Here is an 18,288-nt window from a genome sequence, read left to right on the forward strand (position 1 = left end):
AAAAAAATAAATATGCTAAAAAAAAGCCCGATGTACGTGTGGACTGGTAAATTATTAATTTTTTGTTGGAATATCGAAGCTGGTAACGTTTAAGAGCACCTAATTGCAATGCCTGTGTTTGTTAAATTGGCAGTTGGGTAAAACCATACCGGCCACAAGCTGTTAAACTAAAAAATACATAGATGAATAACTTTTTTAGAGGCCTTATAGCGGCCTGGGGTGCAAAAAAACTTGGTGGGGGCTGCTTCTCCACTATTATTATATTTATCATTATCTGGGTGTTGCTGGGCAAGTGTAATCAACAATCGCAGGCTGCTGCGCAACTGGTGCGTACAAAGGTTGCGATAAGTAAATAAGGCTTGTTGGCTGAACTATTGCCCTACTACGATGAGGTCTTTTTTACGAAGCCAGCCCTTGCTTGTTTCTCCGTTTTTGTTGGTGAATACCACATAAATATAGCCATTTTGGTCGTCAAGCGCTTTTAAGCGGGCATTATCCCATTGGCTGATATTAGCCGCCCGTTTACTACCCTCGCTGGGGGTACTGTGAAAATAGGCGTACGTTGTGAAAAGCGAATACACCTTGCCAACATCTCCACCTTTTCCTGGGTTAAGGGGAGGGGCAGTAGGTTTATCGGCTTTTGGCGAATCTTTTTTAACCACTTTTTTCGCGGAATCTTTTTTTGCTTTTTTGTGTACGGCCAGCGTCTCCGGCTTTATTTCAGCTTTTTTAATCGGTATCACCTTTTCTTTTGCCTCCCCGGACTTAGAATTTGCCGCTGCGATGGTGTCGTGCGAAGCTTTACCGGTAACCGCATCAAGCTGTTTTATTGATGAAGTTGTATCGGGCAAAGTTTTTACAGCAGCAGCTTTGCTACCACTAAAAAGATACCGCCCGGCAAATGCGCCCAGGCACAACAGCAAAATCCCCAAACCGATCAGCATTGCCTTAGAAGCTGTTTTTGTATTACTTTTAGCTGCAACCGGGGTGGCAAGAGGAGTAGCGCCGACCGAGGCCCGGCTTTGTTTTAGCTCTGCTATTTCCTGCAATAAAGTAGTGTTCTTTGCCTGTTCTTCCTTTAATTTTGCTTGTAGTTCTGTTTTTTCGTTTTGCAGTATTAAGGCGCTTTCGGTATCGCTTTTTACGGTAATTACGCTGCTTTGTATGGCCTGGCGCAGTTCGGTACCATCAGCATATCGGGCGGCGGGGTTTTTTTGCAGGCATTTGTAAATAAGGTTCAGCAGCCATTCTGGTACCTGCATTTCGCGCTTACGCTGATCTTCGGGCCAGTTAAGCGGCATGTTTTTTTCACGGAGGACGAGCAGGTCCGGCGGTTCCTGTTCCAGGTGCGCAATCATTACGGCGTTGCGCGCCGTTTGGCCGTTGTCATTCAGTTTAAAGGGGACTGTACCTGCCAGCAGTTCGTAGAGGATAATGCCATAACTGTACACATCGCTTTGCGGCAACAGGTTGCCCTCACTCTGTTCAGGTGCCATAAATTCAACCGCGCCGGCGTTGCGCAAGCTGCTGCGTCGCTGCTCATCGGTCATGATGGCCAGGCCAAAATCAAGCAGCATATAGTTGCCGGTATTGATATTGAATTTAACGTTATTGCTTTTGATATCGCCATGCTTTACCGATACCTTATGGCAATGGCTTAACGCGTTTGCGAGTTGGTAGGCCACTTTTATAGCTTCGGGGAGGGTGAAAACGGGTGTTTCTTTTTCGGTCAGCAGTTCGGCGAGGTCGGGCCCTTCGATAAACTCCATCTCGATGAATGGCAGCGATCCGCTTTCGGTAATGCCCGAATTAAGGATCTTAACCACATTTGGGTTTGATACCTGGTTAACCTTTTTAAGCTTCTCTACCTCGTTTATAAAATCTTTATAGTGCTTGTCGTTTTCGTCTTCGGCATAAATAGGGGTGGGTAGTAACTTTACCGCAACATAAATTTCGCCGATCCGCTTGCCTTTATATACCGAACCCTGGCCACCAGTGTGCAGCGCACCCATGTTTTCGAGCCCTTCGGTTATTGTAAAAATTTTACCCATTTATTTTTGCTGTAAGCCTGTTTCGCTATAAAGATATTCATCTGTAAACCCCGCATCAAGTAAATAGTTTACCCGCGAACGAGATATTAGAGCGCAGGAGACTTTAAGGGTTTAGTTTGTACCGGCGCAGACTTGGTAAACTATGTAACAGCTTGATTTAAATTGATAAAATGCGCTATCTTTTGTCCTGATTTAGCAAGGTCTATTAACGGCTTTAAACTACAATTAAACCTTATAAAACACAATAAATGGCCCTACCTAACATTTTTACGCAGCCGGTTGCAGATAGCGTAATAGAGCGGATAAACAAACTTACACCGCAAACTACGCCCGATTGGGGTAAAATGAATGTTTCGCAAATGCTGGCACATTGTAATGTATCCTACGAGATGGTTTATGAGGCCCGGAAGCACCCTGCGCCAAATGCCTTTATGGAACTCATTTTAAAACTGCTGGTTAAGAATAAAGTAGTAACCGAAGTCCCCTATGGCCGCAACGGGCCAACAGCGCCAGCCTTCATCATTAAAGGCGATAAAGATTTTGAGGTTGAAAAGGCAAGGCTTATCAGTTATATCCGTAAAACTCAGGAATTGGGCGAAAGCGAATTTAATGGCCTGATGTCGCATTCGTTTGGCACATTAACCGCTGATGAATGGAACAATATGTTTTATAAACACCTTAACCATCACCTTACACAGTTTGGCGTATAAACGGGTTATTCTTTATTAAAGACGATTTCTTCTGTTTTGTCGGATATTCCGCGGATGATGCCGTCCAGAAAACAGGGGCATCGGGCAACAAAATTAATGTTGGTGACGGGAAAAGGGCAAATATTTGGTTGAGTGTTGAGTGATCCAGCATGTTTAATTATCCAGGCTCCGGTTGATATTCGCATTAATTAGCAGCCAAGTTGGGGGAAATCGGCTTGCTTTCATAAACATATAGGTATTATGCTATAAGTTGTTTAACAAATATTTGTTTTTTAAATATCTACTATCAGGCGAAAGGGCTAAACCGCATTAAATAACCATCGCAATGCAACATAAGAGACGTAAAGACTCGCGGCGAGAAAAATGATGAGAACAATCACGATCAATAGGATAATGCCTTTACCGCTGCCCTGGTGTTTATCTTCCTGGTAATGCTCTTTTAGTAATTTAATATTGCGGGTGTTGGCTTTAAAGTAAAAATCGGTTACCTGCCCAAGGATAGGAATGGCGCCGAGAAGAGCGTCCACGGAGATATTCAATGCCATCAAAACCAATACTTTACGACTTACCCCACCGTTTTTCGCGATCACATAAAGCAGGGCAGCCGCTACGATAAAGCCCGATACATCACCTGCAAAGGGAATAAAGTTGAGGATAGGATCGAGCCCGAAGCGGAAATTAGTACCCGGCAGCCTGAATTTATCGTCCATAACCGAGGCCACGCGCTCCACCCATTTAAGCTGGCCGGTAAGTTGTGTTTTGTTTGGTAACTGTTTCATCTTGTTATAAGGAAGGCAAAGAGGCACAATTTGTTTTAAAACATTTTCGACCTTCGGTATGGTTATTGTTTAAGATAGTGCATGGCTGCAAAGCCGCTATTTTATAACTAATACATTTTATTATGAAAAGCCAGGATCAGAAAAATAACAACAACGGGCAGGGGCAAACAACATCCGACCGCGCGTTTAACAATCAAAATGAACACCTGAAACAAACAGGCATCAGTAACTCGGGCGGCCAGCGTTCCGACCAAACCTCGAGCCGCGACAGCGCCCATAAGCCGGAACATAAGAAACAATAATAAGATACAGCGCCCCGTTCAGGGGCGTTTTTAGTTAACACGAATTTCACGCGCGAATTTCACGAATTTGGGAGGTGCGGGTATTAAACGATCTTGACTTAAATATTCGTGAAATCTTTTTTTATCGTGAAATTCGCAGGCATAATGCCAACACAGTACCTATTCTTTCTTATAATTCTCTTCGTCATTCTCATTGCGGTTTACAAGTTCGGTAAACTAACATTGGTGGGGACTCTTACGGGCGGATTGGTTGCGGTTTGTATTTTCATGGGTGCCGGTTTACGCGGCATTTTAATGCTGGCCGCATTTTTTATCATGGCAACCATCGCCACTTCCTGGAAAAAGGATTTAAAAGGCAAAACCCATCCCGAGGTTCGCGATGCTGCGCAGGTACTGGCCAACGGAGGTATAGCAGCACTTTTTGGACTGGTAATATGGTTGATGCCCGCATCCGGGGATTTAATGCAGATTTTATTAGCCTCGGCGTTGTCATCCGCCACAGCGGATACGCTTTCCTCCGAACTGGGCACAGTTTACGGGCGGCGATTTTATAATATCACCAGTTTTAAACCCGATGAGAAGGGCGGGAACGGGGTGATTAGTTTGGAAGGTACTTTCATCGGCATAGCCGGATCAATGGTAATCGCCCTTATCTACGCGTTGTTTTCCGGCTGGAGCCGGGAATTTTGTTTTATCATTATTGCAGGTACAGCCGGCAACCTGCTCGATTCGGTTTTAGGTGCAACGTTGGAGCGTAGCGGCTATATCAAAAACAACCTTGTGAACTTTCTTAATACCATTTTCGCCGCGTTGGTGGCTTATTTGTTGTTGCTTATTTAATCACCACCTGCGCGGTATTCCTGTTGGTTTGTTTCATCAGAATGGTTTTGCCGGCAGTTATTTCGGCGAGCGCATCATCGGTATAATGCCTTAAGGTAATCAGCGTAAGGTTATCGTTGTATCTTACTTTAAAGTAAGGCTTAAGCGATGCAAGCAATTTCTCAAAACGCCCGGATACAAAATCTATACAAGCCGTAAAGCTCAGTGCCGAGGTTTGCATTACATTCACCTTTACCTGGTTTTTTGCAAACAGGCCGAAGATCTCGCTAAGGTGGCTCTCGGATATAAAAGAGTAATCTAATGTGGAGACAGACAGCAGTACCTGTTTTTGCTTGAGGATGATAACCGGCTTTGCAAAGCTGTTTACCGCATCTTCTTTAATAACCGTGCCCGGCGCATCAGGATCTGTAAAGGGTTTTACCAGCAGCGGAATTTTGGCGTTCTGAAGCGGCTTAATCGTTTTTGGGTGAATAACACTCGCGCCGTAGTAGGTCATTTCTATGGCTTCCTGGTAGCTTAGCTCATCAAACTTAATGGTATCGACAAAGTGTTTTGGGTCGGCGTTTAAAATGCCCGGCACATCTTTCCACGTAGTTACCGATTCGGCACCTAAGCACGAAGCGATTATGGAGGCGGTATAATCAGAGCCCTCGCGACCAAGCGTGGTGGTGAAATTCTCCGAAGTACCTCCCAAAAAGCCTTGCGTTACTATAATGCTTTTCTCCAGCAGCGCGGGTAGTTCGTTTTGAATACTTGCCCGGGTTTTATCCCAATCTACCACGCCTTCGCGGTAAGTATTATCGGTATGGATATAGCCGCGAACATCCAGCCACTTGCTGGCAATACCCTCGTGGTTAAACCAGGCGTTTACAATGCGGGTAGATACCAATTCGCCTATGGATACTATCTGGTCGTAAATAAAGTCGTAATCGTCGTGCGGTTCATCCTCTATCATCCAGTCTATCTCCACAAAAGTATTGGCCACTTCATCAAAAACCGGATTTTTAGGTTCAAACAATTCAGACAGGATCTGGTAATGGTAATCTTTTATCTCGTCGAAGATCTCGTGCACATCGCCTTCGCCATTCACATAAGCGTTGGTGAGTTTTTCGAGGGCGTTGGTGGTTTTGCCCATGGCCGATACCACAACCAGCAGTTGGTTGCCTGCATAACGGCTCACTACTTTTCCTAAATTAACTACGCCCTGCGCATCTTTAACCGATGCTCCTCCGAATTTAAATACCAGCATCTTTTTTTGTGTATGTTGTAACAACCGCGTCGGGCCGTATCAATGTTTTTATTTGTGCCCAGGGGATCAGCAATTCTGTTTGCCCGGCGGCGTAGGGCTTTATCTCGTACTGATTGTAAACAAACCTGATGCCCGAAGGGGTGAACAGGTAATTCTCGTTCAGCGCGAATTTGTTATCTCTAAAAAAATAATCGCGGGCAAGAGAGGATGTGTCCTTCAATTTTTCATTTTTCCGGAAAATCCGCTCTGCAATTTTGGTCAGCTGCGGATAAGACCCGGGTAACAATAAATCCTTTAAGTAAATCGCCTTTTTGGTTTTTGGGTTCCAGTTAAGAAATTCTTTAAAATCGGCCCCATGGGCGTCTCCTTCGTACACATAACCGCCAAATTCCAATGCAAGCAGGCTACTGTCCTGATTTACTACTTTCGCGTAGGTGTCCAGCGTAAAAAAACTATCTTCACTTTTATTATATTTTTTAAAATCAGCGTATACTTCAAAGTACCTGTCTACCATCATTTTTAAGGTGGTATCCGTATCGTTATTATCCGAAAAATTAATGCGCAGCAACCCGCGTTTTACGCTATCATTTAAGGCATTATGACCTTTAAACAGGGGATAGGTAATTTTCGCGATAGTACAGGCGCTATCCGCTTTATTGCCGCAATCGTTGGCACGCTGGTAGATCTTTTGCATGGTGTAGGCAACCGTATCCGTAAAGATCTCCGGCTTGCCGGGAGCATACGGTTTGCCAAACTCGCACGAAGCAAATATCATCAGCACAAAACAAAGCAGCAATAATGCCCTCATTGGCCTAAAAATTATTAACCTGTTCCTTTGATAAGGCGGCATTTAACCAGCCGGCCTCTATGTTTGCCTCATATTTATTGTAGAATTTAATGGCGAGTTCGTTCCAATCCAGCACCTGCCAAACCATGCCGCTAAAGCCAAGCTCGCAGGTTTCCTGTATCAGCCTGTCGAATAATAATTTACCTAATCCCTTCCCACGGTAAGCTTCAGTAATCACCAAATCTTCTAAATAGAGCCTTTGGCCTTTCCAGGTAGAATAGCGGATGTAATACAGCGCGAAGCCTACTATCTGGCCTTCGGCCTCAATCACAAAGGCTTTCCAAACGGGTTTGGCTCCAAAACCGGCATCCTCAAATTCTGCAGGAGTAACGGTAACCGCGTCCGGCTCTTTTTCAAATATGGCCAGTTCTATGATCAGCTCCAGAAGCCGCGGACAATCTTCCTTAACGGCAACGCGGAGAGAAGGCCCCCCAACCCCCTGAAGGGGGAGCTTTTGAAGCCCCTCAGTCCCCTGAAGGGGAAGTTCTTGATTAGTATTACCCATATAATTCTGTTAATCCTTTAATTCTGTAAATTCTGATTTAGCAAAAAATCGTGTCAATCTCTTAATCCCTAAATCGTGTCATTTTTCCAGTGCTTCACCACTCTCGCACCAAATATGGTGCTGCCAAGCCGGACCATATTACTGCCTTGTTCTATAGCCAGCTTATAATCTGCCGACATGCCCATCGACAGCGTATCAAACGACGCTTCCTTGCGGAAAAAACTTGTTTTCACACCGTCGAAAAATGTTTTAAGTTCGTAATATTCATCCTTTATCTGCTTTTCGTTATCGGTATTGGTTGCTATGCCCATCAGTCCGCGAATGCGGATGTTCTTCAAAGCTGTGTATTCCTCGCTGCGGAGCAATTCTATGGCTTCGTCAAAACCCAAACCATATTTGGTGTCTTCATCGGCAATATAGATCTGTAGAAGGCAATCAATTACGCGCTTGTTCTTTTCGGCATGTTTGTTAATTTCCTGCAGCAATTTAATACTGTCTACGGATTGTATCATGCTAACGAAAGGCGCGATGTATTTCACTTTATTGGTTTGCAGGTGGCCTATCAGGTGCCATTCAATATCTTTTGGCAGTGTTTCTTGTTTTTCTACCAGTTCCTGCACCATATTTTCGCCAAATAAGCGTTGTCCTGCATTATAGGCCTCCATCAGCGCTTCGGCGGGTTTGGTTTTAGAAACAGCCAGCAACGTAACCTTTATCCCGTCGGTTTCCTTTTTTAGGCTTTTGATATTATCTGCAATGCTCATTTATCCGTAAATTTGTCTTTTATAAACGCCGCTAAATTACAGAATGCATAAATATATCATCTTGTTTTTTTCAGTATTGGTATTTTTAACCGCGTGTGGCGGCAATAATGCACCTGAAGGAATAATTGAACAACCCCAAATGGTGGGCCTGCTTACCGAGATCCACATCACCGATGGCGGCCTGTACAACGTGCCCCAGGTGCCCGATAGCATTTACAAATACGGCTCGGCGCGTTATGCTGCGGTATTTAAACGCTTCCACACCAGCGATAAGCAATTTTCGGCCAGCCTTAAATATTACACCACACAGCCCCTTAAACTGGTAGCGATATACGACCAGGTATCGCAAAACATCAAGGGGAAAACAGATTCGTTAGTGAAAAAAAGTACGCCAAAGAGTACATTAAAAAATAAAGATGCTGTACCCGTTAAATAGCGCCGATAAGCTGGGTTTCACCGAAATAAAAGAACTGATAAAGGCACATTGCCTGAGTGTTATGGGCCAGCAAATGGTTGATAAGATACAGGTAATGAGCAATTACGACCTGATATCCAAGTTCCTGAACCAGGCCAATGAATTTAAGAACATCCTCCAAAACGACGATGCGCTGCCCATTAACCATTTTTACGACATCAAAACGCTGGCCAATAAGGCGAGGATAGAGGGTGCTTTCCTGTCGGAAGAGGAGTTTTTCCAGGTGCAGGCATCGCTTACAACTGTATTCGCGGTTATCGCGTACTTTAACCAGCGTAAGGACGTTTACCCCAACCTCGAGGCGCTTTTTGAGCACCTGCCAATAGAGAAGGCGATCCTAAAAAAGATAGATATGGTGATAGACCCGAAAGGGAAGATCCGCCATAGCGCTTCGCGCGAACTGATGGAAATTACCAGCGGTATTGCCAAAGCCGAGCAGGAAGCCCGTAAAAAGATAGACCAGATATTTAAAGCCGCTACCGCCAGTAACTGGACGGCCGATGGATCGCTTACGGTGCGCGATGGCAGGCTTTGTATCCCGCTGTTAGCCGAGAACAAACGTAAAGTGAAAGGGTTTATCCATGATGAATCCGCCTCCGGGCAAACGGTTTATCTGGAGCCGGAAGAAGTTTTCTCGCTTAACAACCGCATCCGCGATCTGGAGTTTGACCGCCGCCGCGAGATCATCAAGATCTTGACCATACTTACCGACGACCTGCGCCCTTATGTTCCTTTGCTGTTATCGTACCACGGCTTACTTACCAAGCTTGACTTTGTGCGTGCTAAAGCACTTTTCGCGATAGATATTGAGGCTGAAATGCCAAAGGTGGTTAACGAAGGCCGGTTCACCTTTTACAACGCACGCCACCCGCTGTTGTACCTCAACTTTAAAAAGGAGAAGAGAACAGTAGTGCCGCTTAATGTGTCGATTGATGAGGGGACACGCATCATCGTGGTTTCCGGGCCTAACGCGGGTGGTAAATCCGTCTGCATGAAAACGGTTGGGTTATTACAGATGATGGTACAGGCCGGCTTGCTTATACCCGCCAGCGCGGATAGTGTGGCCGGTGTATTTAAGCAGCTTTTTGTAGATATCGGCGATGACCAATCCATAGAAAGTGATTTGAGTACTTATAGCGCGCATCTATCCAAAATGAAATACTTTGTGGAAGGTGCCAACGGCAAAACGCTGATACTGATAGATGAGTTTGGTACCGGTACCGACCCGCAATTTGGCGGCCCGATAGCCGAGGCAGTACTGGAGGCCCTGAACCATAAAAAGGTACGCGGCATGGTAACCACGCACTACTCCAACCTCAAAATTTTTGCCAGCCATACCGAGGGGATTGAGAACGCGTCGATGCTTTTTAATAACACCGCTATGCAACCGCTTTATATGCTGGAAGTTGGTAAACCGGGCAGTTCCTACGCGTTTGAGATAGCGCAAAAGATAGGACTCCCGCAAAATGTTTTAAACCTGGCACGCAACAAAGTAAGCGCCGGGCAAAAAAAGGTCGACAGCCTGTTGGTTGACCTGGAGCGGGAGAAAAAAGAGATTTTTGATACCAAACAAAAGCTGGATAAACAGCAGCGCCATGTAAACCTTTTGCTGAAAGAGAACGAAGAGCTGAAAAGCTTTTTGGACGAGAATCGCAAAGCGCTGTTAAAGGAGGCAAAGCAGGAGGCAAAAGACATCATCCTGAACGCGAACAAGCTGGTGGAAAACACCATTGCCGAAATAAAAAGCAGCAACGCTGATAAGGAGGTGACTAAAACCCTGCGCGACAACCTTACCGCCGAAGTTAACAAGAACACCGTTAAAGCGGAAGTGCCAAAAGCTACTGCCAATACCGATGAAGAAATAAAAGCCGGCGATTGGGTGAAACTGATAGACGGCGATACAACCGGGCAGGTGATAGAATTAATAAAAGATAACGTAGTAATTGCCATGGGCGAATTGCGCACAGTGGTGAAGCGTAAACGGGTAGAAAAGGTTGCCAAAGCCACAGTGCCGAAGGAAGTAAGGCGCAGCAATATTGGACACACCAGCGATATAGCCAGCTTTAGTCCGGAGATAGACGTGCGCGGGATGCGTACCGAGGACGCGCTTTTCGCGATAGAGAAACTGTTTGACCGGGCCCTGATGATGGGCTTTGCGACCCTGAAAATACTGCACGGCAAAGGTGACGGGATCCTGAGAAAAATGATTCGCCAATACCTGAAAAAGTACGAGCAGGTGGATAGGATGGAAGATGAACACGCCGACAGGGGCGGAGCGGGGATAACCTACGTTTATTTTAAATAAACACTGATTTCAATAAATTAAAACAAATCGAATCCAAGAATTAGCATGATGAAAAGACTAACTACCTTCCACTTAATTGTTTTAATAAGCGCTTGCTTTTCCATCAGCTGTACAGCGCAAACGGTAGTATCCTATACCGACCCGAATATCCATTACATGGGGCGTATCGGTATGAAGGACGACGCTGCTGAACTAACCTGGACGGCCTCATCCGCTGTTATTAGTTTTGAGGGTACCGGCGCTAAGGCCACCTTACAGGATGATACCGGCTTTGATTTTGTTACCGTAGTAGTTGATGGGACGGTTGTGAATACCATTCAGGTTAAAAACTACAAAAAGGAATATGTGCTGGCGGCTGGCCTGCTAAAAGGCCCGCATAAACTGGAACTGTTTAAACGCACCGAATATGAAATGGGCCGGTTGCTATTCTATAAATTTACTTTAGATGCCGATGCCAAAGTGTTGCCGCCACCTGTTTACAAGCATCGCATTGAGTTTTACGGTAACTCCATTACCTGTGGCTACGCCATTGAGGACCTGGAAGGGAAAGATCGTGGCTCTTATGAGTTTGAGAATGGTTACAAAAGCTACGCTAACATAACCGCGCGGCACTTTAACGCCGATTATTATTGTATTGCAAAGAGCGGAATAGGTGTTACCGTAAGCTGGTTTCCATACGTAATGCCGGATATATATAACCGTACCTATGCCATGGACTCAACCAAGTTGTGGGATTTTAAAAAATACACACCCGAAGTAGTGGTGGTGAACCTTTTTCAGAATGATGCCTGGATAGTTTTACAGCATGACAACCCGAACTTTAAGGCCCGTTTTGGTGATACTCCACCAACACTGGAGTTTATCATTGCCGCCTATCAACAATTCATCAGCAACATCCGCGGTAAATACCCGGATGCTAAAATTATATGCGCCTTAGGCGCTATGGATGCTACTAAGAAAGGTTCGCCATGGCCGGGTTACATCGAAAAAGCGGTGAATAATATGCACGATAAAGGAATTTATACGCACTTCTTCCCCTACAAAGAAACCGGCGGTCACCCCAGTGAAAGTGAACACAAAGCAATGGCCGCCGACTTAATAAAGTTTATAGAGAAGAAGATGAAGTGGTAAGGGATAGACGCAAATTGTGGGGTGGGTCATGGTGAGCCTGTCGAAACCATAGCGGGGAGGCCAGCCGCACACCCTTCGACAGGCTCAGGATGACCCTGCGCTTTTTCTTATTTCCTACAGAGGCCGCGAGTTTTAAACGTCAGCATGACATCGCGGGTTTGAGTTTATTCCCCAACTCTTTGCTGATCGGGTGTTTCATTTGGCCCCGGTATGTTTACATCATTGCCGTCGGCAGTACCTTCCTGGTAAGTTTTATTTTGTTCGTTCTTGTTATCAGCCGCATCTGCAACATCCGGGTCTTCGCGCACAGGGCCGGTGTTTTCTGTGTCCGATTGGCCAGTTTTCGCCGCATCTGCAGCCTGCGTATAATTAGGCTGTCCTAATTGGCTTGCTTCCTTAAAATTGGAATTTTCCGGGTGTTCGTCTGAGGGTTCGGTACGGGCGAAATACCCGTTGGAATTACCCGCCAGCTGCGTTGGGTTGTTTTTATCATCCCCGGACGGCGTATTACTGTTTTCGCCGAACCGTTGACCGCCAGCCGGCGAACTTTCTAAGCCGGGCTCATTACCCTGTTTTTCTTCATCACCGCTGCCAAACAGGAAGGAGCGACGCAGGTCTTTTTCTTCAAGATTATCGTCGTCTTTTACTTTGTATGCGTTTGGTTGGGTGTTTTGGTTTTCGTTGAGTTCCATGATGTTTACTTTTTGGTTGATAGTTCATAGATGATCGTTCATAGTAAACAAGATGTATGCCAAGAAGGGGTCATGGTTCATAGTTGATGGATTATGGTAAAAGGCGTTTGGTTTATAGTTCATAATTAAAGGTTTTCCAGTATTTGAGCCACCTCCTAACTTCGGCCATGATCTATGAACCATCAACTATGAACTAATTTATCTAATTTTGCCCCAACCAATTATTTACCATGAATAAAGTTGTGAGCGGCGCCGATGAGGCGATCCGCGATATAGAAGACGGCATGACACTCATGCTGGGGGGCTTCGGCATGTGCGGCCTGCCCGAAAAATGCATATCAGCTCTTGTGAAAAAGGGGGTGAAAGACCTTACCTGTATCTCAAACAATGCCGGTGTGGACGATTTTGGCATTGGCCTGCTCTTGCATCAGCGCCAGGTTAAAAAAATGATTTCCTCCTACGTTGGCGAGAACGCCATATTTGAGCAACAACTGCTTAGCGGCGAACTGGAAGTGGAACTCATCCCGCAGGGAACATTAGCCACCCGCTGTATGGCGGCAGGCTATGGAATGCCCGCCATTTTCACCCCGGCAGGTATCGGCACAGAAGTAGCCATAGGCAAAGAAGTTAGAAATTTTAACGGCAAAGATTACCTGATGGAAATGGCCTTTGATGCCGATTTCGCCATTGTAAAAGCCTGGAAAGGGGATAGGATGGGCAACCTCGTCTATCGCTCCACTGCCCGTAACTTTAATCCGGTAATGGCAATGGCAGGCAGGACCACCATCGCAGAAGTGGAAGAATTGGTAGAGCCCGGCGAACTTGACCCGGATAATGTGCACACCCCGGGAATTTATGTGCATAGGATCTTTCAGGGTAATAACTACGAAAAGCGCATAGAACAACGGACTGTTCGTAAAAAGGATAACTAATAAACAATCGCACAGCCACGCGATGCTCCTCGCAATGACAAAAAATAGAATATAACTTATGTTAGATAAGACAGGAATAGCGAAACGCATCGCAAAAGAAATAAAAGACGGTTACTATGTAAACCTGGGCATTGGCATACCCACCCTGGTAGCCAATTACATCCCCGAACATATAGATGTAGTGCTGCAATCCGAAAACGGTTTGCTGGGTATGGGGCCGTTCCCATTTGAGGGTGAAGAAGACCCCGATGTGATAAACGCTGGTAAACAAACCATTACCATGCTGCCCGGCTCGGCGGTGTTCGATTCTGCCATGAGCTTTGGGATGATCCGCTCCAAAAAAGTAAACCTCACCATATTAGGTGCCATGGAGGTATCCGAAAACGGCGACATCGCCAACTGGAAGATTCCCGGCAAAATGGTAAAAGGCATGGGCGGCGCTATGGACCTGGTGGCATCTGCTGAGAATATCATTGTAGCCATGCAGCATGTAAACAAAGCCGGCGAATCTAAATTACTCCCCAACTGCACACTGCCCTTAACCGGTGTAAACTGCGTTAAAAAAATAGTGACCGAACTGGCTGTGCTGGATGTTTTGCCCGAAGGCGGTTTTAAGCTTTTAGAGCGTGCGCCGGGTGTGAGTGTGGAAGAAATTATAAAGGCAACAGCGGGTAAGCTGATTATTGAAGGCGAAATACCTGAGATGATGATATAATTTGCTTTTTAATACAGTATCGTCCTGCTGAACTTGTTTCAGCACCCCACATGCAAAGTATGCGATTGCAAAGTAATGAGCATAGTCTGCTATCTGTCCTGTGGGGTCCCGAAATAAATTCGGGATGACGCAGGGGTGATAGCAATCCTTATTAGCCTTCCAACTTTTTATAAATTTCCAACCCACAACTCCTATCTTTACCCCATGAACCACCTGATAGCGCCTTCAATTTTAGCTGCCGATTTTGCAAACATGCAGCGCGATGTTGAAATGATGAACAATAGCCGGGCCGACTGGATGCACTTTGATGTAATGGATGGCATGTTTGTGCCCAATATTTCTTTTGGTTTCCCGGTGTTAAAGGCGGTAAAAAAGTATGCCCTAAAACCGATCGACGTTCACTTGATGATCGTTGATCCCGACCGTTACCTCAAAGCTTTTGCCGAGGAAGGCGCTTACAGTATTACCGTGCATTACGAGGCTTGCCCACACTTACATCGCACCGTACAGGCCATAAAAGAACTGGGCTGCAAGGCATCGGTTGCCATCAATCCGCATACGCCAGCTTTGTTATTAAAGGATATTATTGCCCAGTTGGATATGGTGCTGGTAATGTCGGTTAACCCGGGCTTCGGCGCTCAAAAGTTTATTCCGCATAGTTACACCAAAATAGCCGAAGTAAGGGAACTGGCCAAAAATGTTAATCCCGGTTTGCTGATAGAGGTAGACGGAGGGGTAGACGATACCAACGCTGCCCAGCTTTTGGCGGCAGGCGCAAACGTGTTGGTTGCCGGCAACTCGGTGTTCTCGGCACCAAACCCTGCGGCAGCTATAACCGCGCTGAAGCAGGTTACTTACTAAATACCTGTTGCTGCTGCGTGTAGACTTGCCTTATGTCAACTTTTTCTAAAAAATGTAAAAAAAGTCTATGAACTTTGTAGGATTTATTAACTTCGGCACTTCAAAATACAAAGTTGATAATCAAACATCAGCATAAAATAAACTCATAATATGAAACACAATTTCGGTGCCGGCCCCGGCATATTACCACACGAAGTGTTAAAACAGGCTGCAGCAGCAGTAATTGATTTTAACGGTACAGGTTTGTCTTTGCTCGAAATTTCGCACCGATCGCCGGAATTTGAAGCGGTATTGGACGAAGCTGTTAAACTGGTAAAAGAACTGTTTGAAGTTCCTGCGGGGTATTCGGTATTGTTTTTACAGGGCGGTGCCAGCACGCAATTTGCTTTGGTACCATACAACTTGCTGCCCGAAGGTGGTAAAGCTGCATACCTGGAAACAGGCGTTTGGGCTAACAAGGCCTTAAAGGAAGCTAAATTTTTTGGCGAGGTGCAGGTTGTTGCAACTTCAAAAGAAAGCAACTTTACTTACATCCCTAAAGATTACGAAATACCTGCCGATGCAGCTTATTTCCACATCACATCAAACAACACTATTTACGGTACGCAGTTGAAGCAATTCCCTGCATCATCGCCGATACCTGTTGTTTGTGATATGTCGTCGGATATTTTTAGCCGCAAAGTAAACGTTGCCGATTTTGGTGTGATATACGCCGGCGCGCAAAAGAACATGGGCCCTGCCGGTGTTACTTTGGTAATTGTGAAGGATGACCTGTTGGGTAAAACCGGCCGTAAGATCCCGGCTATGTTTAATTACCAGGTACAAATAGAAGGTGGATCGATGTACAACACGCCGCCATGCTTCGCTATCTATGTATCAATGCTTACGCTGAACTGGCTGAAAGCCAAGGGTGGTGTTGAGGCTATTGAAAAAGAGAACGATGCCAAAGCTCGCGTACTTTACGAAGAAATAGACCGCAACCCGTTGTTTAAAGCTGTTGCTGCAACCGAAGACCGTTCGCACATGAACGTTTGCTTTGTTGCCGCTAACCCTGAGCACGAAAAACCTTTCCTGAAGTTTTGCGACGAAAAAGGTATCGTAGGCTTAAAAGGCCACAGGAGCGTAGGCGGTTTCCGCGCATCTATTTACAACGCATTGCCTATCACCAGCGTTTACGTACTGATAGATGCCATGCAAGAGTTTGCTGAGAAAAATAAATAATTTAGGGAGTAGTGAGTGGTGAATGGTGAGTGGTTTGCTTATCGTATTTATCCACTCACCATTCACCACTAACCATTCACTACAATGATCAAAATATTAGCCAATGACGGCATCGACCCGATAGGCAAAAAAATGTTAGAAGAAGCGGGCTTTTTTGTTGAAACCAACAATATCCCGCAGGATGAATTACCTGTACGTTTACAGGAGTTTGACGCCATAACCGTACGCAGCGCTACCAAAGTGCGTAAAGCCCTTATAGACGCCTGCCCGGGCCTTAAACTGATTGGCCGTGGCGGTGTAGGTGTTGACAACATCGACGTAGATTACGCAAAAGAAAAAGGCATCGGCGTTTACAATACGCCTGCATCTTCATCTTTATCTGTTGCCGAATTGGTATTCGCGCAGCTTTTCACCGGTGTGCGCTTTCTGCATGATAGCAACCGCAAAATGCCGGTTGATGGTGGCACCAAATTTAACGACCTGAAAAAGGCTTATGCTAAAGGTGTTGAACTGCGCGGCAAAACCCTCGGTATAGTAGGTTTTGGCCGCATAGGCCGCGAAGTTGCCAAGATCGCTATCGGCGTGGGCATGGATGTGATCGCTTACGATCTTTTCCCTTTCAACCCCGAAGTGGAAATTGTATTAGGCACGGGTGGTACTAAAGTTAACGTGACTGTTAAAACCTCAACACTTGATGAGATCATCAAAACAGCAGATTTTATTACCCTGCACACACCGTTTATTGATAAAGCCCTGATCGGTGCCGAGGAATTAGCCCAAATGAAAAAAGGCGTTCAGTTGGTAAACATCTCTCGCGGTGGTTTAATTGACGAACTGGCATTGATAGAAGCGCTGAACAGCGGCCAGGTATCATACGCGGCATTAGACGTGTTTGATAACGAACCAACTCCACGTGCGGAGATCTTAGCTCATCCAAAAATTTCACTTACTCCGCACATCGGTGCAGCTACCAACGAAGCGCAGGAGCGTATTGGCGTTGAGCTGGCAAGCTTAATTATCGCCCATTTCAAAGGATAATCTGTCCTTTAAATATATTGGAAAGCCCTTTGACGGAATGTTGAAGGGCTTTTTGTTTAAACAAACACCATATTCTTCAAATTTCTTTTGGCAAGGTTAGCCGCAATCCCGTAATTTGCAATAGCCTACTGAAAATCAATGAGGATCATCCAGCCACCCAAACCGGGCGATTACCCACCGTACGCCATCATGTACATGAAGCTGATACCAGCCGATGGAATGGTGCTGAAATATTTGCAGAACAACTTTTTCCGGGTGAAGGACCTGGTTTATTCGCTACCCGAGGAACGCCTGCTCTACCGTTACGCGCCCGGTAAATGGAGTATTAAGGAAACCCTGGTGCACATTATTGATGATGAGCGCATCTTCGCTTACCGCGCGCTGCGGTTTGCCCGTAACGAACAGCAAAGTTTGATAGGGTTCGATCAGGACGCCTACACCAAATACTCCGGTGCCGATAAGCGCGATCTGGATAATATATTTGAGGAGTATGAAGCGGTACGGAACGCCACTATCGCCCTTTTCAATGGCCTGCCCGAAGAAGCTTTCGACAGGAAGGGGCATGGCACCGGCACCGCCAATGATGCCACCGTACGCGCCCTGGCCTATCACATTGCCGGGCACGAAATGCACCATTATTTTTTAATAAAGAATAAGTATTTGACGCTGTAGGTGGGGGAACTAATTTGTCACCCTGAGCGGCAGCGAAGGATCTAATGAACGCCTTGCTTGTCGACGACCTGCTTGTCGGCGAATAAATGCTTCACTATCGTTCAGCATGACAAGGTTTTTCCTGCCACATTTTTGCGGAGTATCGGACACGCCGCCAAAATCCCCCACAATTTACTTTCCCCTTATATAAAAAATCCTA

General features: G+C 45.7%; 20 protein-coding genes. 13 read left to right on the top strand and 7 right to left on the bottom strand.

What is annotated here, in order from left to right; genetic code table 11:
* Nucleotides 1-182 precede the first annotated feature (182 nt).
* Nucleotides 183-356, top strand: coding sequence for a hypothetical protein (locus ABIX36_RS05705; protein WP_348081197.1), 174 nt, complete (start codon nt 183-185; stop codon nt 354-356).
* A 15-nt stretch (nt 357-371) separates the two neighbouring features.
* Here the strand turns inward: ABIX36_RS05705 and ABIX36_RS05710 are convergent, their stop codons facing one another.
* Nucleotides 372-2,051, bottom strand: coding sequence for a serine/threonine-protein kinase (locus ABIX36_RS05710; RefSeq protein WP_348081198.1), 1,680 nt, complete (start codon nt 2,049-2,051; stop codon nt 372-374).
* Nucleotides 2,052-2,299: 248 nt separating this feature from the next.
* Here ABIX36_RS05710 and ABIX36_RS05715 point away from each other — a divergent pair, with 248 nt between their 5' ends.
* Complete coding sequence (locus ABIX36_RS05715) at nt 2,300-2,761, top strand: DUF1569 domain-containing protein (protein WP_348081199.1); 462 nt, start codon at nt 2,300-2,302, stop codon at nt 2,759-2,761.
* Nucleotides 2,762-3,060: 299 nt separating this feature from the next.
* Here the strand turns inward: ABIX36_RS05715 and ABIX36_RS05720 are convergent, their stop codons facing one another.
* Entirely contained in the window at nt 3,061-3,540 is a 480-nt protein-coding gene (locus ABIX36_RS05720) for a DUF4112 domain-containing protein (protein ID WP_348081200.1), read from the bottom strand.
* 122 nt (nt 3,541-3,662) lie between these two features.
* Here ABIX36_RS05720 and ABIX36_RS05725 point away from each other — a divergent pair, with 122 nt between their 5' ends.
* A complete protein-coding gene (locus ABIX36_RS05725) occupies nt 3,663-3,842 on the top strand; it encodes a hypothetical protein (RefSeq protein WP_348081201.1) in 180 nt (59 codons plus the stop codon).
* A 144-nt stretch (nt 3,843-3,986) separates the two neighbouring features.
* Entirely contained in the window at nt 3,987-4,682 is a 696-nt protein-coding gene (locus ABIX36_RS05730) for a DUF92 domain-containing protein (RefSeq protein WP_348081202.1), read from the top strand.
* On the opposite strand, the gene ABIX36_RS05735 is transcribed toward ABIX36_RS05730, so the two are convergent.
* From ABIX36_RS05735 to ABIX36_RS05750, 4 genes are all read right to left on the bottom strand, one after another.
* On the bottom strand, nt 4,675-5,931 hold the full coding sequence (locus tag ABIX36_RS05735; RefSeq protein WP_348081203.1) for an aspartate kinase: 1,257 nt from the start codon (nt 5,929-5,931) through the stop codon (nt 4,675-4,677). The two genes, ABIX36_RS05730 and ABIX36_RS05735, sit on opposite strands and share 8 nt — an antisense overlap.
* Nucleotides 5,918-6,739: an RsiV family protein gene (locus ABIX36_RS05740; protein WP_348081204.1), complete on the bottom strand. Its 822-nt coding sequence runs from the start codon at nt 6,737-6,739 to the stop codon at nt 5,918-5,920. Before ABIX36_RS05740 ends, ABIX36_RS05735 begins: the two co-directional genes overlap by 14 nt.
* Before the next feature lie 4 nt (nt 6,740-6,743).
* Nucleotides 6,744-7,283, bottom strand: coding sequence for a GNAT family N-acetyltransferase (locus ABIX36_RS05745; protein WP_348081205.1), 540 nt, complete (start codon nt 7,281-7,283; stop codon nt 6,744-6,746).
* A gap of 68 nt (nt 7,284-7,351) precedes the next feature.
* Nucleotides 7,352-8,047 (bottom strand): YggS family pyridoxal phosphate-dependent enzyme, encoded by a 696-nt coding sequence (locus ABIX36_RS05750; RefSeq protein ID WP_348081206.1) that lies wholly within the window; start codon nt 8,045-8,047, stop codon nt 7,352-7,354.
* 43 nt (nt 8,048-8,090) lie between these two features.
* Here ABIX36_RS05750 and ABIX36_RS05755 point away from each other — a divergent pair, with 43 nt between their 5' ends.
* From ABIX36_RS05755 to ABIX36_RS05765, 3 genes are read left to right on the top strand one after another with little or no spacing between them, the layout of a single operon-like run.
* Nucleotides 8,091-8,483: a DUF4296 domain-containing protein gene (locus ABIX36_RS05755; protein WP_348081207.1), complete on the top strand. Its 393-nt coding sequence runs from the start codon at nt 8,091-8,093 to the stop codon at nt 8,481-8,483.
* Nucleotides 8,464-10,827 (top strand): endonuclease MutS2, encoded by a 2,364-nt coding sequence (locus ABIX36_RS05760; RefSeq protein ID WP_348081208.1) that lies wholly within the window; start codon nt 8,464-8,466, stop codon nt 10,825-10,827. The genes ABIX36_RS05755 and ABIX36_RS05760 overlap by 20 nt, the downstream gene beginning before the upstream one ends.
* A gap of 45 nt (nt 10,828-10,872) precedes the next feature.
* A complete protein-coding gene (locus tag ABIX36_RS05765; RefSeq protein ID WP_348081209.1) occupies nt 10,873-11,958 on the top strand; it encodes an SGNH/GDSL hydrolase family protein in 1,086 nt (361 codons plus the stop codon).
* A 164-nt stretch (nt 11,959-12,122) separates the two neighbouring features.
* On the opposite strand, the gene ABIX36_RS05770 is transcribed toward ABIX36_RS05765, so the two are convergent.
* Complete coding sequence (locus ABIX36_RS05770; protein WP_348081210.1) at nt 12,123-12,650, bottom strand: hypothetical protein; 528 nt, start codon at nt 12,648-12,650, stop codon at nt 12,123-12,125.
* 230 nt (nt 12,651-12,880) lie between these two features.
* Here ABIX36_RS05770 and ABIX36_RS05775 point away from each other — a divergent pair, with 230 nt between their 5' ends.
* The 6 genes from ABIX36_RS05775 (at nt 12,881) to ABIX36_RS05800 (ending at nt 18,089) form a co-directional block, all read left to right on the top strand.
* Complete coding sequence (locus tag ABIX36_RS05775) at nt 12,881-13,582, top strand: CoA transferase subunit A (protein ID WP_348081211.1); 702 nt, start codon at nt 12,881-12,883, stop codon at nt 13,580-13,582.
* 58 nt (nt 13,583-13,640) lie between these two features.
* The gene (locus ABIX36_RS05780; RefSeq protein WP_348081212.1) at nt 13,641-14,297 is read left to right on the top strand and encodes a 3-oxoacid CoA-transferase subunit B; all 657 of its coding nucleotides are present in this window, start codon (nt 13,641-13,643) and stop codon (nt 14,295-14,297) included.
* A 204-nt stretch (nt 14,298-14,501) separates the two neighbouring features.
* The gene (gene rpe / locus ABIX36_RS05785) at nt 14,502-15,158 is read left to right on the top strand and encodes a ribulose-phosphate 3-epimerase (RefSeq protein WP_348081213.1); all 657 of its coding nucleotides are present in this window, start codon (nt 14,502-14,504) and stop codon (nt 15,156-15,158) included.
* A 150-nt stretch (nt 15,159-15,308) separates the two neighbouring features.
* Nucleotides 15,309-16,379, top strand: a complete 1,071-nt coding sequence (gene serC, locus ABIX36_RS05790) for a 3-phosphoserine/phosphohydroxythreonine transaminase (protein ID WP_348081214.1) — start codon at nt 15,309-15,311, stop codon at nt 16,377-16,379.
* An 84-nt stretch (nt 16,380-16,463) separates the two neighbouring features.
* Entirely contained in the window at nt 16,464-17,417 is a 954-nt protein-coding gene (locus ABIX36_RS05795; RefSeq protein WP_348081215.1) for a D-2-hydroxyacid dehydrogenase, read from the top strand.
* Between the two features lie 138 nt (nt 17,418-17,555).
* Nucleotides 17,556-18,089 carry a DinB family protein gene (locus ABIX36_RS05800; protein WP_348081216.1) on the top strand — a complete coding sequence of 178 codons (534 nt, stop codon included), beginning with the start codon at nt 17,556-17,558 and terminating at the stop codon, nt 18,087-18,089.
* The last annotated feature ends 199 nt before the right edge of the window (nt 18,090-18,288 follow it).

Source organism: Mucilaginibacter sp., assembly GCF_039925265.1.
In the GTDB taxonomy this organism is placed as follows: Bacteria; Bacteroidota; Bacteroidia; order Sphingobacteriales; family Sphingobacteriaceae; genus Mucilaginibacter.